The sequence below is a fragment of the Flagellimonas sp. 2504JD1-5 genome, from assembly GCF_053618295.1.
This window is the reverse complement of the sequence record NZ_JBSIOU010000001.1, coordinates 1208720-1225158: the sequence shown is the minus strand read 5'-3', so window position 1 is coordinate 1225158 and position 16439 is coordinate 1208720. Positions and strand designations below refer to the sequence as shown.

The following is a 16439-nucleotide window of genomic DNA, read 5'->3' as shown; positions in this document are numbered from 1 at the left end:
CTTTTGATTTTCGGTTCTAAAAGAACTTCCAAGTTCCTCTTACATTGCATGCCGGCAGTTTGCTAATCCAAAGAATAGACCTCAACCGGAGCATCATTTTTTACAAACACCACTACTTTTTTATCGCCGGTCAGCTTCAAAAGGGCCAAATCGCGCACTTCTCCACTTATATTTAGGCCATGCTCGCTTGCACTAGTACTTTTAAAACCTCCTTTTCCGTTACCCAAGAGCAACGTTCCTTTACTGGCATCATACCTTCCGTATTTAACCCGCGTGCCAAAAAAGTTACCGCCTAAAAGCAAATCCTTATGGCCATCTCCATTAAAATCCGCAGATAGTATTCCATAGACTGGGGATAATTGCGCCTCTTTGGGCAAAGCGATAAATTGAAATTGATTGTTGCCTAAGTTTTCCAAATACCCGCTGTTGAAATTCTTTGCCTGAAACACAGTGCTATTTTCCAATTCTTGAGCAGAAAAAATATCTGTAATCTTTTCATTAGCGTAGTCTTCATAGCTCACATATTTGTTTTTTAAGCCATTGAGCTGCTCTACCAAATCATCTTTCGAAAAAACTGGGAATTCCTCTCCCATCGTATAGGAGCAAAGTATAGGATCAACCGAACCGTTGTTGTCAAAATCTTTGACGTACAATGAAACTGGTTCATCGGCTGAAGCTTTAAGCTGTGAGTTCAGTCCAAAATTTCCCAAAACAAAATCCATATCACCATCGCCATCAAAGTCATCGGCGATTATTTTGTTCCAAAGTCCTTCAGAATTTTCGGTTCCTGGGGCATCTGCAATCTCATTTAGCACACTTCCATCGTTGGTAAATATCCTGATAGGCATCCATTCACCTACAACAATTAAATCTAGTTGGTCATCGGAGTTGATATCGGCCCAAACTGCATCGGTAACCATGCCAGGGAATTCCAAATCTGGATTCACTGCCTTGGTTTTGTCTTCAAAATTGCCATTGCCATCATTGATCAAAACATAACTTCTGGGTGATGTTGGATATTCTCCCGGCACTACCCTGCCTCCTACAAAAAGGTCTAAATCTCCATCATTGTCCAAATCACCTACACTTATACATGAGCCGCTAGTCAGCATTTGTGGTAAGGCGCCCTTTTTCTTTTTAAAATTGCCCTTCCCGTCATTGATATACATCCTGTCCTGAAGTTCTTGGGCATTTTTATCGAACGCATTGCCTCCGCTCACCACATAAAGGTCAAGGTCTCCATCATTATCAGCGTCAAAAAATTCTGCTCCAATATCTTCTGAATTAATATCCTCTAAGAGAAAATCATTGTTTTGGACCAAAAAATCACCACTTCGGCTCTGCTGAAACAATTGCCCTGAACTTCCCTTGGCTCCGCCAATAAAAACATCTTCAAGGCCATCTCCATTGATGTCTCCTTGGGTTATTCGTGGGCCTTGTGTTGACAATTGATGTGGTAGTAGGCGTTCTCTTTTAAAATCGTTGTATTCATTTTCCACATGTCGATATCGTATGAGGGTATCAGTTGTGGCAATCATCAAAGCGCTCGATTCTTCGCTTATTTTACTTTCCAAAATAGTGATGGCATCATCGTTGAAGAGTTCTTGGGTAGTATTTGCGCTGATGTTTTGCAGCACTTGCTCCTTCCCATCTGGCCAATTGATTTTTAACCTTTGTACCACGCTGTCTTTTCCCAATCCGAAGATGAGATTGTAAGGCACGGAGGATTGGTAGCCCCTGCTCGGCATCATCTCCTGCACCACCGTATTCCCGTTGTACTCTACTTCAACTTTGGCACCAACACCAAATTTGTTGTCTTTGCTTCCCTTGAGTTTTATTTTTAGATAGTTGTTCCCTTCAATTAGCTCGCTATTGTTTCTATATACAAATGCTTTTTCATCAATGTTGTTCACAATAAGGTCAAGGTCTCCATCATTGTCCAAATCTCCATATGCTGCACCATTGGAAAGGGATTTTTGGTTCAATCCCCAGTCGGTATTCATTTTGGAAAAGGTAAGATCACCATTATTGTGGTACATGTAATTTTCTACAACTGCGGATGGCATATTTTCCAAAAGTTCGGAAATAGCTGTTCGTTGGCCCGTTTTATTTTCATTCAATTTTTCCTGGACCGCATAATTGATGAAATCCATATTGGTATAGTCGCGTTTATAACCATTGGTTATATAAACATCCTTATAGCCATCGTTATCAAAATCCGCAATTAGAGAAGCCCAGCTCCAATCGGTATTTGAAATACCTGAAAATTGTCCGATCTCCGAGAAGGAATTCCCCTGATTGTTCAATTGCATCATATTTCGCATGGTCTGATGGTAAAATCCGGATTTTTCAAGAAGACTGTGCTTTTCGTAATTATCCGGCCCCGATACCATTTTTTGCCTGTAGTTGTCCTCAGGCAACATATCTAAGGTGATAATATCAGTATAGCCGTCATTATTGACATCCGCAATATCACTCCCCATTGAAAAAAGTGAGGTATGACCCAAATATTCTTTCAAACTTTCGGTAAAGGTTCCGTCTTGATTGTTTAGATAGAGATAATCTTGTTCGTTATAATCGTTGGATACGTACATATCCAACCATCCATCATTGTTTAGATCGGAAACGGAAATGCCCAAACCAAATCCCAACACATTGGAAATTAGTCCAGCTTGTTCGCTAACGTCTTTAAATACCCCATTATCATTTTTATAGAGTTTATCGGAATACGCGCTATTTTTACGGTCCTTCAATCGATATGTGATACGATCAAAACCCGCATATTCTTGCGTGGAATGATTCAACACATAAAGATCTAGATCACCATCATTATCATAGTCAAAAAAGGAAGCTTGGGTTGTATAACCTGAATCATCTACGCTATATTCCTTGGCTTTTTCAGTAAAAGTTAAATCGCCATTATTTATGAATAATAGGTTTCTTCTTTTGTTTGGGTCTTTTGCAGCTGATCGGCAGACATATATATCCAATAATCCATCTGCATTCACATCGGCCATGGTTGTGCCGGTATTCCATAATCCTTCCGCAAACACACCGGCCTTTTTTGCAATTTCCTTAAATTTAAAATCTCCTTGATTAAGATAGAGGTGGCTCCCTACCATATTGCCCGTGAAATACACATCCAGCAGACCATCGTTATTGATGTCACCTACTGCGACGCCGCCCCCGTTATACAGATAGCCGTACTCCAATACATTGAATTCTTCGGTTTCCTGTAGCTTGTTCACAAAATTAATTCCGGTGTCATCTGCATCCAGTTGTGTGAACATAGTTTCGGGTTGCTTATTTTCGCACGATAGCTGAAGAGCCACTAGCAACAGCAAAACAATCGCTTTAAGAAGAATATTTTTCATATCTATAAATAGGGTAATACTATTTTATCCCAGCAGTTGAATCTTTGTTGGGCAAGAACAATAAAAGGGAAAAAAAATACCAATGCTAAAAATCACATTGGTATTTTCACTACTTAAACCTAACTCAAACTATTTATTTTTTATCCCACCATACTTTGGTGCTGTTTCTGTCACCACCTGACATTTCAGGAAGTGCGATTGCAGCATTAACGGCATCACCATTGGTGTCGAACTCACTTTGTACATAGACCATTCTTCTCATGATCTCGTCCACCCCTACATCAGGGTTTTGTGATTCCACTCTGGCATACTGTCTAGGATAGCCTGTTCTTCTAAGCTCTGCCCACGCTTCCCATCCGTTAGGATATATAGCAATCCATTTCTGGGTGATAATCTGCTCTAACTGTCTTTCGGTGCTACCGCCTCCGTCAAATGCAATTGGGATATCGGAAACTGCCGTAGTACCAGCATCATAGATTACAGGAACATTTGCACTTGCAATATATGCATCGATAGCAGCTCCATCAGCTCCTGTCTTTTGAGTCATGGAAGCTCTGATACCGTCCTCATATAAGCTTTGGGCAGTTCCTCCCATTGACCATCCTGCAAGAGCTCCTTCTGCTCTAAGGAAGAATACTTCAGCAGCATTCATTAACTCAATCGGCGGGTTTTCTCCTCCTTTGGCCACATCGATGAACTTAGTTGCCAAATCGGAATGTCCTGCATTCTTGCTTGTTTCTAAAGAAACTCTGGTTTGACCATTCAATAGACCTTCGTAAGGAATACCATCTCCGTCGGAATCACCATCAACCGCAGGTGCGAAGTACTCCGCCATACGAGGATCATCATATCCTTTAAGGATACTTTCCATGGTAGCACTCATACGAAACTCGCCCCAATCGGTGATAGTTTCCAATGGGTTTCTATTGGTGTCGTCAACCGAAACGAAAGCGTTATCTGCATTGTCAGTAATAACTCCAGCATTAACCGCTTTTTCAGCTTCTGCTTGCGCTCTTCCTGGGTCAGCATATCTGATTCGCATAGCCAATCTTAAACGAAGACTGTTGGCAAATCTCAACCACTTTGCTCCGTCGCCACCATAAATTCTATCACTTCCTGCGTATGAAGAACCTCCTCCCGAAAGCTGAGCTACAGCCTCATCCAAGGTTGTGAAGAAATTATCGTACATAGATTCCTGCGAATCGTAAGCAACTGTAAGTTCCTCATTACCAAAAGCGGAATAGGGAACTGGACCCCAATAATCCGTAATCCTATGGTATGAATGTACTCTCCATATCTTGGCCATCGCATTACCAACATCGTTACCGTTTGCCTCCGATAAGTCCTCTATCAACTTAATCTGAGGAGCGGCTTGTCCGTAAAAAGACCCCCATGCCAAATCGGCCCATCGACCAACCTGTACATAACGATCGGAATCGAATCCAGACGCCGTAGTGGCAAAGTACTGGCACCAGATATCAGAAAACAAATTCTGCGAAATTTGGAAACGCCAGTGCAATCCATTTACGGCCACATACTGCGCTTGGGCAAAAGCCTGTCCTTGAAGGACCTGACTCTCTTCCAATGCTCCAGTATCCAAAACCAAGGGATTTGTGTTAATTTCAGCAAAGTCGCTGGTACAGCCTATGAGCATAGCGCCCAACAAGCTTAAATAACTAATTTTTCTAATTAATTTTTTCATGTCTTTTTCTTTTAAATTTACAACTTTTTTGATTTAGAATCCTACTTTTAGGTTAAGGCCTAAACTTCTTGTAGCCGGAGGTGCAAATGAACTGAATCCATCAACATTTGTGTCTACACCAGTGGTTACCTCTGGATCTACGGTCGCGTTATTTGAAAAGAAAAACAAGTTTCTTCCAACTAAAGAGATCTTAGCTGATTTGATTGGGGTTTTATCCAATAATGATTGTGGAAATCTATATCCAAAAGTCATTTCACGCATTCTAATGTTGGATGCATCTTCAGCAAAGGCTTCTCCCGCTGGGGAGTTTCTACCTCCAATTTGTCCCCAAAATGCTTCAGCAGAAACTTGTGTCGTATTCGGCGTACCGTCGGCATTTACAACTTCTAAATTTGGGAAGATGTTTTGGCCAAATACCAAAGAACCATCTCTTCCTTGCAGTGTTCTTGTTAAAGCCCCATCGGAAGCCAAAATGGCATTTGTGAATGTTCCAACGACACCTCCTTGACGAATATCTATCAAGAAACTAAAGCTAAAGTTTTTGTAGTCGAAGCTATTTAAAATACCTCCAAGCCAATCTGGATTAAAGTTTCCAATTAAAACACTTTGACCAGTTGTTACCTGAGGTAATCCGTCAGCAGTAACCAACACTCGACCTTGGGCATCACGCTCAAAACCTCTGGAATATACATTACCCCACTCGTCTCCTACATTCAATTCGAACCTTCTAAAGAAGTCACCACCAAAATTCAAAGTTTCCAAACCTTCTGCAAGTTCGATAACTTCACTATCATTCTTGGTAAAGTTAGCTGTGACGTTCCAATTGAAATCCGCTGTACGAATTGGGTTAGCTGTAAGGATAATTTCAACCCCTTTATTTTGGATGTCCGCACCGTTGATAAAACGAGTTGCTATACCAGAACCTTGTGGAACTTGTTGACCAAATAACTGATCCTCACTATTTGATTTGTAATAGTTAAAGTCAATTCCCAAACGGCTATCCAAGAAACGTGCATCAAATCCAAACTCAATAGAACGAGTACGCTCTGGCTTAAGATCCGCATTTGGCAATTCAGTATCCAATTGAATGAAACCACCTGGTACCAAATTCGCAGTTCTTAGCAAACTAAAAGGATCGGTATCATTACCTACCTCAGCATAGTTAGCTTTCAACTTTAAGAATGAGAAAGCTTCTGGTAGCTCTATCAAATCAGAAAGTACTGCACTTACACCAGCAGAGTAATAGTCAAATCTATTGTTATCTTCTGGCAGTGTTGAACTCCAATCACTTCTATATGTCAAATCCAAGAATATGGCATCTTTATAAGAACCTTGACCAAAAGTGTAAAGAGAATTTACCTCTCTTCTTAGTAAATCCTGTCTAGCAGTCAGGTTCATGGCGTTACTTATGGCAAAAATGTTTGCAGCATTCAGTCCTCCATTATTGGTTTCAACAAATTTGGAATTGGCTTGCCTGTTGTTACCACCAACATTTAAGTTAAATGCAAAATCATCATTGATTTGCTTGTTGTAACTTAAAAGGAAATCTGTATTCCATTCCAATGAGTTATCACTTCTGGTTAGATATTGACCATTATCAGCAATAATATAAGAGTCGTTAAAATCTCTATCTTCTCTAGAGCTATTGCTTTGATCAACTGCAGTTCTTACCAACAAATCCAAGTTATCATTAAAATGATATGTTAGAGACAAGTAACCTAATACTCTATTAGTAATAATTTCATTTAGGTTCCTGTTGATAGTCCAATATGGGTTAGCACCACCATTGTTTCCTGGATCCCAATAGTTCTGTCTAACATTTCCACTTGCGTCGGTATATTCGAATACTTGAATATCTTGCGTTCTAATATTACGAGGCAATCTATAGGCATGTCTTAACGGATTGGCGAAAGATTCCCCAGTATCCAATTGATTGTCGATATTAGATCGGATATAGTTGATTCTAGCACTTAGGTCCAACTTACCTTCAATAATCTCATTATCAATCTTGAAGTTGGCATTGTGTCTTTGCAACTCATTTCCGCTTACAATACCTTTCCTGTCATCAAATGTATAACCGAAGAAAGTCTGTACTCGTTCATTACCTGAGCGTACAGAAATGTTGTAAGCTTGGCTAAATCCAGTCTCAAAGAAATCTTTCACATTGTCCGGCTGTGCATTAAATGGAAGTTGTCCTGTTATATCTGGACTTGGCGACCAGTTGGCTACGGATCCACCACCTAGTGCTGGACCAAATGAAAGCAAAGAAGCAGGATTATATGTTCCTCCACTACCTTGACCAAATTGGTTTTGGTAATCAAATAAAATGTTTGCAGTTTCAGCGGTAGTTGTTGCACTGAAGTCTATTGAAAAACCTCCGGCAGTACCTGACTTGGTCGTAATAATGATAGCACCATTATTTGCACGAGCTCCATAAATCGCGGCTGCATTCGCACCTTTCAGTACGTTAATGGAAGCAACATCATCAGGGCTAATATCTGCGATATCCCCACCTAATGGTACACCATCAACAACATACAAGGGCTGGCTACTTCCTGCAATGGAACGGTTACCTCTTAGCACTACTTTTGAGGCTCCACTTACACCGTTACCAGATGTTTGAATGGAAAGTCCTGCAACACGACCAGATAAACTGTTTACCAAGTTCTGTTGTGGTCTTGCTTCATCAATACCATCAGTTTCTACAGTTTGGGTGGCATAGGTAAGGGATTTTTTCTCTCGCTTAATACCCAATGCCGTTACAACAACTTCATCTAATTGACTTGCATCTTCTTGCAAAACAATGTTAATAGAATTTGATGCTCCAACCGTTACACTTTGTGATAACATCCCCAAATATGAGAATACTAAAACGGAGCCTTCGGAAACTTCAATGGTATAGTTGCCATCAAAATCTGTTTGTGTACCATTGCTAGTACCTTGTTCTAAGATACTTACTCCTGGTAGTGGTCCACCATCCGAGGCGGCGGTCACGGTACCGGTAACTGTTTTTTGTACAGCTTCTTTTTCTACAATTGCCGGAGTTTCTTTTTCCGGTCTTGGAGAAACAGCAATTGTACTGTTTATTCTTCTGAAGCTCAGTGAAGCTTCTTTACTTATTTGCTCCAATAGATCATACACAGAATGCGATCCAGTAGCGATAAGGAATTTTGTTCTCCTGTTCACATCTTTCTCATCATAATTGAATTTGAAAGCGGATTGGTTCTCGATTTCCTCAAAGACATCCAATACTTTTACTTGACGAACGGAGTTCCACTCAAGGTAGATGTCTTTCATACTTTGCGTATACCCTTCATTTGCCATGGCAAAGTAGCAGAATATTACTTGCAAAATAAATATCCTAGAGAGCATAGCGATTGTTTTAGATAGTTTAAATTTCATACTTTTACATCGGTTTAGTTGATATTCTTTAATTGAACTTTTGATGATAAGTTTGCCTCCATCGAAAGTGCCATTTTCTTTGGAGCAAACTTATTTTTTACGGGTAGTTTTTTATTCTCATAAGCTTAAGTGTTAGTTGTTCTTATTTAAAAGTTATAGTTACTGCTCTTTCATTTTCTTCATCGATTTCAAAAGAGAATTTTTCCACAAATGCTATTCTTGCCAAAACACTTTCCAAACTTTCACTAGGAAATTCACCAGTGTAAGTTATGGTTCTGTTTAGATTCTTTACCGTGATATCCACATCATACCAATTTTCCAAAGCATCCTCTATCTCATCGAAACCGGCAGCCTTGAAAACCAATATTCTTTTGGTCCATTTGTAAAAATCCATATCCTCATACTCGGAAATATCCAGTTGTCCATCCGTTGCATTGAAAACTGCCTTGCCCCCCTGATCGCCAATTATTTTGATATCCTTATCTTCCGAAACAGAGGCTACCGAAATTTTACCTTCGACCAAACCCACCTCTACCTTTTCCCCTTGATATGCCTTTACATTAAAAGCAGTTCCCAGCGCTTTGGTCACCAACCCATTGGAATTTACAAGGAATGGTTTGGCAGGATCCTTTTTGACTTCAAAAAATGCCTCTCCCTCTAAGAAGATTTCTCTTTCATCGCCAAACAGCGAAGCGTAAGACACCTTACTGTTGTTATTTAAAAATACGGTAGATCCGTCCGGTAAGGTAATTCTTGATTTTTGTCCTTTGAAGTTCTCTTTTACAATATATCTGACCGAACTTAAAACAGGTTCCAATTGAGTTGAAGTAGCTGCCCGGTGTCCAAATGATAGTGCAATCATCACAAGAGCACAGGCCGCGGCCTGAAATGCAACCACTTGCCATCCACCCTTTTTAACTTCTGGATTTTGTCTTCTTTTTCCAAGAATGGCCTTTAACAGCTCTCCTTGGTCTTTCTCATCAATCTCATTATTAGTGTGAAATTTTAAAGAAAGGATTATTTCTTTTGCTGCGGAAACGGTATTTCTTTTTGAAGGATTTGCGGATAACCATTTTTTCCAAAAAAAATGGGAAGCTGGATTTGGTTTCAGAACCCAGTTTCTAAATTCTGGGTCTGCCAAAAAATCTTCCATTTCATATTCGTGGTAATCCATACGTCGGCCTCTGTTATACATAAGACATTAAAACTTGTTAAATGACATCAAAAAAAAATGCTTTTCTTCTAAAAAAGTGAAACCTCTATTGATGTATCTGTTAGAATTGCTGCAAAAATCGGAATAATTAATAATTCATTGACATGAGTTTCGTTCCTTTTTTTGAAGCAGTTATGTAAAGAAAAATCAGTGGAAACTAAATTGGATCTAAAAACTTAACCCTTGAGGGTTTGGAGAAATCTGGTTGCAATTACTTTTCGGAAACCTGCGCCCTCTTTTTTAACTCTGTTAGCGATCTATAGATTAGATTTCTTGCGGCCCGCACACTTGAGAATCCCATTACATCTTTAATTTGAGCATAGGAAAGGCCATTATAGTAGAAATAGTAAATTGCCTCCCTTTGTCTTCTTGTCAACTTGTTCAAAGATTCTTGCATCAACTGTACCTGATCCTCTCTAAATTGCCTGCTAATTAAAACACTTTCATGGGAGGGTGTCAAAAGAAATCCATAAGAGTTTGAAGTATAATTCAATCTCATATTCTTCTTTTGTTTTTTTTGCTCTGTAATAATTTTATTTCTGTAGCATTTTATAAGAAAAGCCTTAACAGAAATTACTTTGTGCAACTTATGCCGCTTCTTCCTAATGTTTATAAAAGTTTCTTGAAGCGTGTCTTTCAATAAGTCTTGATCACCTGAAAATTGTCTTCCAAGATTATAGAGCATTTGAAAATAATGGTTGTAGATTTTGACGAACGCAGATTCGCTCCCGTCGCAAAACAACTTCCATTCCGAGCTGGGGTCGAACTCAAACGATTTCGTAATTTTTCCTGAATCGCCCCTCTCGTCATCTTTATTATTATCTGATAAAAGCTCAGTAAATGATGACATTATCTCAAAGATTAGTTTAGTTAGTTCGACACAATATATAAAAAATATCTTGTGATCGTATTTTTCTCAATTTCATGAGCAGGTGTTTTTTCCTGCTCATTATTCCAAATATTATCACTTCCAAGCAATAAAAAACCTCGATTTAGGTCGAGGTTTTTTGTCTATCCTTTCATTTAGTTAACCCCTTTTTAGCTAGATCAAACCTGCTTTCCAATTAATAATTTTTCCAGTGTAAAGCGCATCAAGACCCATTTGTACGCAGACCGCTGCTTTTGCCCCACTAATTACATTGGATTTTGGTTCTATGTTGGTTAAAATGCTGTCCTTAAAATCAAGAAGGGCTTGTTTACTTGGGTCCAAATGTTCCACCTCGATTGGAACTCCTTTGTCTTGATTCCATTTTATGGTGGCTCCTGAAACTCCGTCGACCTCTCCCACTTCTTTGGATTTTTCTTTTTTCTCTGGATAGAACCAAGCTTTTGTATAATCAACGGTTATAGTTCCCTTATCTCCAAGTACCTTAATCTGATAATCGTCTTTTGAGTTGCTTGTCAAACAAGTGAATTTGGCCCGGACTCCATTGGGGTAGGTATAGATCATATGGACATTATCAAAAGTTTCTCGACCATCTTTCCAGTAATCGATACCACCATCTCCAACCACCTTTAGAGGAACTGCATCCAGCACCCAATTGCAAAAATCCAATTGATGTGAGCAAAGTTCGGCCAATAATCCTCCAGAAAATTCCTTGTACATGCGCCAGTTAATGGCCTTTTCCAGTTCTGGGCTCGGAACGGGCCTTCTCCAATTTCCATTTCGGTTCCATTGGCATTCAACAGCTGTTATCTTTCCTATTTTACCATTCTTTATTAAATCCACCACATGTGTATATAGTCTAGAGCTATGATATTGGTGTCCGGTTTGGAAAATGTTTTTCGACGACGAAGCTTTAGCAACTAGATTTTTTATGGCATCGTATCCTTTTACCATGGTTTTCTCACAGTAGACATGCTTCCCTGCATCCAAGGCATCTAGGGCTATATGGGAATGCTCACTAAAGGGAGTGGCAATCAAAACAGCATCCACTTTTTTATCGTCCAAAAGCGCTTTATATTCTGAATACGCCTTCGCCTTACCCCCTACCTTTTCCATTGCATTTTGCAATCTGAAAGGAAGTACATCACAGCAGGCTGTCACTTTCAAACCTTCAATTTTATTGATGATGGGAATAAGTCCTCCACCCCGATCACCGGCACCAATAACTCCAATATTGATTACCTCATTTTTTGATGGATAAAACGCTCCCGCTTTTATCGCGGATATTCCCACAACTGCCATTCCAGTACTTGCCACAAAATCTCTTCTCTTCATTTTTTATAGTTTAGGCTCCCATCCTTTTGCATATTCCCTTTTCCAACGCTTCTTCATAATGGCATCATCATTCAGCACTTTCCCGGTTTTTGTATCTACTTCCAACGAATGTCCAGCATCCTGGGCCATATTACCCAAGTGACATAACATTGTAGAAATACTGGCATCGTTGATGTCCGAATTCAACGATTCACCCTTTCTTATGGCATTGAAAAAGTTACCCACATGATCTACATCCAATCCACCAATGCCCTGGGTATTTGTGGTTGCACTTTGGGTAGGTTCAAACTCCAATTTAATCGGATTGCCAGCTAGGTCATATAATTTATAAAAATTTCTGCTGAGTTCAATACTACCCTTGCTTCCATAAATGGTAATTCCTCTTCCTGGGCGCTCTGGTTTCATGATACCTCTGCTATGCCCTGTCCAAGTGATAAATTTGTCTCCTGGGAAAGCATAGGTTACTTGTTGATTGTCCACAAATTCCCAATCATCATCATAGGTATATTTTCCGCCAAAAGAAGTTACCGTTGATGGCAAATCCACTCCAAGAGCCCAGCGACAGATGTCAATTTCATGGGTACCGTTATTATGGATTTCCCCTGTCCCCCAAGTTCGGAACCAATGCCAGTTATAAGGATGAACATTGTCACGATACTCTTCACTAGGTGCCGGGCCTTGCCAAAGGTCCCAATCCAAAGTCTTTGGAATGCTTATTTTATTTCCTTTACCAATGGAGCCTCTATTATTGGAATAATAGGCCTCTCCTTTATAAACTTCTCCAATAATACCGCTTCGAATGTCCTTAATCGCCTGCATAGAGGACCTTGCGGAGCGTTGTTGATTTCCCATCTGCACTTTTTTTCCATACTTGTTTTGGGCCGCGACCAATAAGTCATTTTCATACGGATTATGACTACATGGTTTTTCCACGTAAACATGTTTTCCAGCTTGCATGGCCATGATGGACATTGGTGCATGCCAGTGTTCGGGGGTAGCTATAAAAACCGCATCCACATCTTTATCCTCCAAAATTTTTCGGAAATCTTTTTCAACTTTTGGAACATATCCCAAATTTTCTTGACACCAAGCATTGTGTTCTTCAATAATGATATCGTCCACATCACAGTTATACAGGATTTTGGCATTCAAGTCTTGATGGATTGCAATGCAATGCGCCTTTGCACGACTTCTAACTCCTATAACTGCAACACCAAGGCGGTCATTGGCGCCTAGGATACTGGAAAACCCAGTGTTTGGTAATAATATTCCGCCAACCGTCAATCCAGCTGCTCCTGCCGTAGATTTTTTGATAAAATTTCTTCTCGTACCCATGACTTTAGGTTTATAGTTGTTTGATTTTAATATTTCTAAAAGACACACGATCCCCATGGTCCTGTAATAGGATATTTCCTTTATCTGCCTCTCCAAATTGCGGCCATGTTACATATTTACTCTCAGAGACCAATTTTCGATACGCATCGCTTTTGCGTTCATATTCCAACACCTTGATTCCATTCAACCAATGTTCAACATGATTGTTGTTTGAGATGATGTGGGCTGTATTCCATTCTCCAATGGGCCTTACATATTTAGTGGTATCGGCTTGAATCAGATCATAAAGTGAAGCCACAGTTCTGCTCCCTTCATGGTTTCCAAGCTTGGCATCTGGGTGACGTTCATCGTCCAGAATCTGAAATTCCAGTCCTATGGATGACCCAGCTCCTTTATTCAAATCTGTATTCACATAATACTTGATTCCGCTATTGGCTCCTTCGGTAATCTTGAATTCCAATTTCACTTCAAAATTGTCATATTGATTTTCCGTAACGATATCTCCGCCTGCTTCAGATTCTCCTCCACCAGAAGCCAAAACCGTCAACTCTCCATTTTCAATCATCCATCCGTTCTCAGGGAAATGATCCAATTTTGCACCTCGCCATCCTTTTGTGGTTTTGCCATCCCAAAGCATGACCCATCCGTCATTTTCCTCATGTTGAGTCAATTGGTTTTTCGTAATTACCGGTTGTAAAGGAGATTCTGTACTGTACTTTTCCAAATCCTCTGTCAAAATTCGAACATTCTTCCAACGTATCTCCGTTCCTGCTTTTTGCTTTTCGCCAATGCTATGCACCTGTAATCCGATAAAACCAGAAGCTGTAGCATCATCAATAAGATGGGCTGCGGGCACTTCATTAATCCAAGTTTTTATGGTATCTCCAATTGCTTCGATACGATAGTGGTTCCATTCGTTTTGTTTGAATGCTTTTTGGGCCGGTTCGTTTTTTGACAATGGATTTAACCAACCTCTTCGGCCTTCATCATAAATTCCAGCGCTCCAAGCGCGGTCTGATGGATCAATCTCTACTTGATAACCGTGTACGCGCCCGTTATGATAGCCAGGAATACTATTGCTTCGAATTTGAATCCCAGAATTCATCGTAGAATCCACCAAATACTCCAAATCCAAAATAAAATCACCAAACATTTTGTCCGAAGTAAGAAAAGTGTTGGGTGTATTGTGCTTTGTTATACCTACAATAGCTTCGTCATCTACCTTATATTCGGCCGTTCCACCTTTTACGGTCCATCCGTTAAGGGTTTTTCCATCAAAAATGGATGCCCAAGGGGTATCATCCTTTGGTTTTTGCTCGCAACCGGTCATAATTGCCAGAACCAAAATCAAGGACACCTTATAAAGGGTTTTTTGTTTGTTCTTCACTTTTCTATCGTTTAAATTATTCATGTTCAACTCGTTATAAATCAAATAAATTGGGCAACCACATTGTCAATTGTGGGATATATGTTATTAAAAATAGGGCTATGATCATCGCCAGAAACAGTGGCAACAATGGTCTTATCACTTTTTGAATTGAGGTTTTTGCCACACCCACGCCTACGAAAAGCACCGATCCCACTGGTGGGGTACATAGTCCGATACAGAGATTTAAAATCATTATGATTCCAAAATGGACTGGATCTATTCCCAATTTGGTAACCACAGGAAGGAAAATTGGGGTAAAAATGAGCACTGCGGGTGTTATATCCATAAAAATCCCAACAAAGAGCAAAATGGCATTGATGATCAAAAGAACCACAAATTTGTTGTCGCTAATACCCAATAAAACATCGCTAGTGGCTTGAGGGATATTTTCGTAAGACATGGCCCAGGACATACTTATGGATGCTGCTATCAACAACATAACAATAGCTGTTGTAAGCGATGATTCCAACAGAATGTTGGGCAAGTTTTTAAATGAAATTTCTCTATACACAAAGCCTAAAAGCAGGGAATACAATACGGCAATGGCCGAAGCTTCTGTGGCGGTAAATACACCCGCTACTATTCCTCCAATAACGATAAAAAGCAATAATAGACTCGGAAACGCGTCAACAAAAGTCTTGGCAATCTCGGAAATGCCAATGCTTCCCTTTTCCGTTTTGCTGGCGTAACCTTTTCTTTTGGCCCATACCAGTGCTACAATCATTAAAAATAGCCCTGTTAGAATGCCAGGAACATAACCAGCCAAGAATAATGCTGCAATGGAAACACCTCCACTTGCCAATGAATAGACAATTAGGATATTGCTCGGTGGAATAACCAAACCTGTGGTCGCAGATGTAATATTTACAGCTGCACCAAATTCTTTTGAATATCCTTCTTTTTCCATTTCTGGCCCCAAGATGCTCCCCATGGCCGATGCCGATGCCATTGCTGATCCAGCAATTGCTCCCATCAGCATAGCTGCAACAATATTTATCAGGGCAAGACCGCCTGGAAGTGCCCCTACCAAAGTCTTGGCAAAAGCAATAAGTCGATGCGCCATTCCGCCTTTGTTCATTAGATTTCCCGCCAATATGAAAAAGGGAATGGCCAAGAGCGCAAAACTGTCCAGGCCAGCTCCCATTCTTTGTGCAATTGTAGTTGTTGCTGGCATAAAGGGGATACTCACAAGCATCGTCAGCAAAGCTGAAATTGAAATACTCCAAGCCACAGGAGTGCCGATGGCCAACAGACCCAAAAAACTTATGATCAACACTAAAACTGGAATGTACTCCATTAGGCCATTGGTTTTAAAATATCCGAAATTTTGTAATACACTATCAATAGCCCACTTATCGGAATGACTAGGTAAACGTAAGCCAAGGGTATTTGTAAAGCCGGTGATAGCTGTTCCAAAACATAGGTGACATAGACCAATCTACTCCCTCCTACAATCATTGCTGCTAAAGCAAACAATATCACAACCAATTTGACCGTGATAGATAATTTTCGCTGGGTTTTCTTGCTGAATTTCTGTGGTAACACATCAATAGCTACGTGCATGTCCTTGCCAGAGGCATATGCTGCCCCAAGGATTCCAACCCAAATCATTAAATAACGGGCCAGTTCATCTGTGAACGAGCTAGGTGTACCAATAACAAAGCGCGTGAATACCTGCCACAACACATTCAAGACCATAGCGGACATAATAATAATCAATGCCACCCCCAATACGCTATCAATCTTTTTTCTTAACTCCATGA

General features: G+C 40.1%; 10 protein-coding genes. All 10 read right to left on the bottom strand.

Going from position 1 to position 16439, the window contains the following annotated elements; all coding sequences use genetic code 11:
* Positions 1-62: 62 nt before the first annotated feature.
* Positions 63-3374 (bottom strand): VCBS repeat-containing protein, encoded by a 3312-nt coding sequence (locus tag ACULLG_RS05450; protein ID WP_452125755.1) that lies wholly within the window; start codon positions 3372-3374, stop codon positions 63-65.
* Positions 3375-3507: 133 nt separating this feature from the next.
* Positions 3508-5076: a SusD/RagB family nutrient-binding outer membrane lipoprotein gene (locus tag ACULLG_RS05445; protein ID WP_452125754.1), complete on the bottom strand. Its 1569-nt coding sequence runs from the start codon at positions 5074-5076 to the stop codon at positions 3508-3510.
* Between the two features lie 33 nt (positions 5077-5109).
* Positions 5110-8373 (bottom strand): SusC/RagA family TonB-linked outer membrane protein, encoded by a 3264-nt coding sequence (locus tag ACULLG_RS05440; RefSeq protein ID WP_452125753.1) that lies wholly within the window; start codon positions 8371-8373, stop codon positions 5110-5112.
* 247 nt (positions 8374-8620) lie between these two features.
* Positions 8621-9652 (bottom strand): FecR family protein, encoded by a 1032-nt coding sequence (locus ACULLG_RS05435; RefSeq protein ID WP_452125752.1) that lies wholly within the window; start codon positions 9650-9652, stop codon positions 8621-8623.
* Between the two features lie 250 nt (positions 9653-9902).
* Positions 9903-10541 (bottom strand): RNA polymerase sigma factor, encoded by a 639-nt coding sequence (locus ACULLG_RS05430; RefSeq protein ID WP_452125750.1) that lies wholly within the window; start codon positions 10539-10541, stop codon positions 9903-9905.
* A 192-nt stretch (positions 10542-10733) separates the two neighbouring features.
* Positions 10734-11912 carry a Gfo/Idh/MocA family protein gene (locus ACULLG_RS05425; protein ID WP_452125749.1) on the bottom strand — a complete coding sequence of 393 codons (1179 nt, stop codon included), beginning with the start codon at positions 11910-11912 and terminating at the stop codon, positions 10734-10736.
* Between the two features lie 3 nt (positions 11913-11915).
* Entirely contained in the window at positions 11916-13247 is a 1332-nt protein-coding gene (locus tag ACULLG_RS05420) for a Gfo/Idh/MocA family protein (protein ID WP_452125748.1), read from the bottom strand.
* A gap of 10 nt (positions 13248-13257) precedes the next feature.
* Positions 13258-14577: a 3-keto-disaccharide hydrolase gene (locus tag ACULLG_RS05415; RefSeq protein WP_452126533.1), complete on the bottom strand. Its 1320-nt coding sequence runs from the start codon at positions 14575-14577 to the stop codon at positions 13258-13260.
* Positions 14578-14668: 91 nt separating this feature from the next.
* A complete protein-coding gene (locus tag ACULLG_RS05410; protein WP_452125747.1) occupies positions 14669-15973 on the bottom strand; it encodes a TRAP transporter large permease in 1305 nt (434 codons plus the stop codon).
* Positions 15973-16437 (bottom strand): TRAP transporter small permease, encoded by a 465-nt coding sequence (locus ACULLG_RS05405; RefSeq protein ID WP_452125746.1) that lies wholly within the window; start codon positions 16435-16437, stop codon positions 15973-15975. Before ACULLG_RS05405 ends, ACULLG_RS05410 begins: the two co-directional genes overlap by 1 nt.
* Positions 16438-16439: the final 2 nt, after the last annotated feature.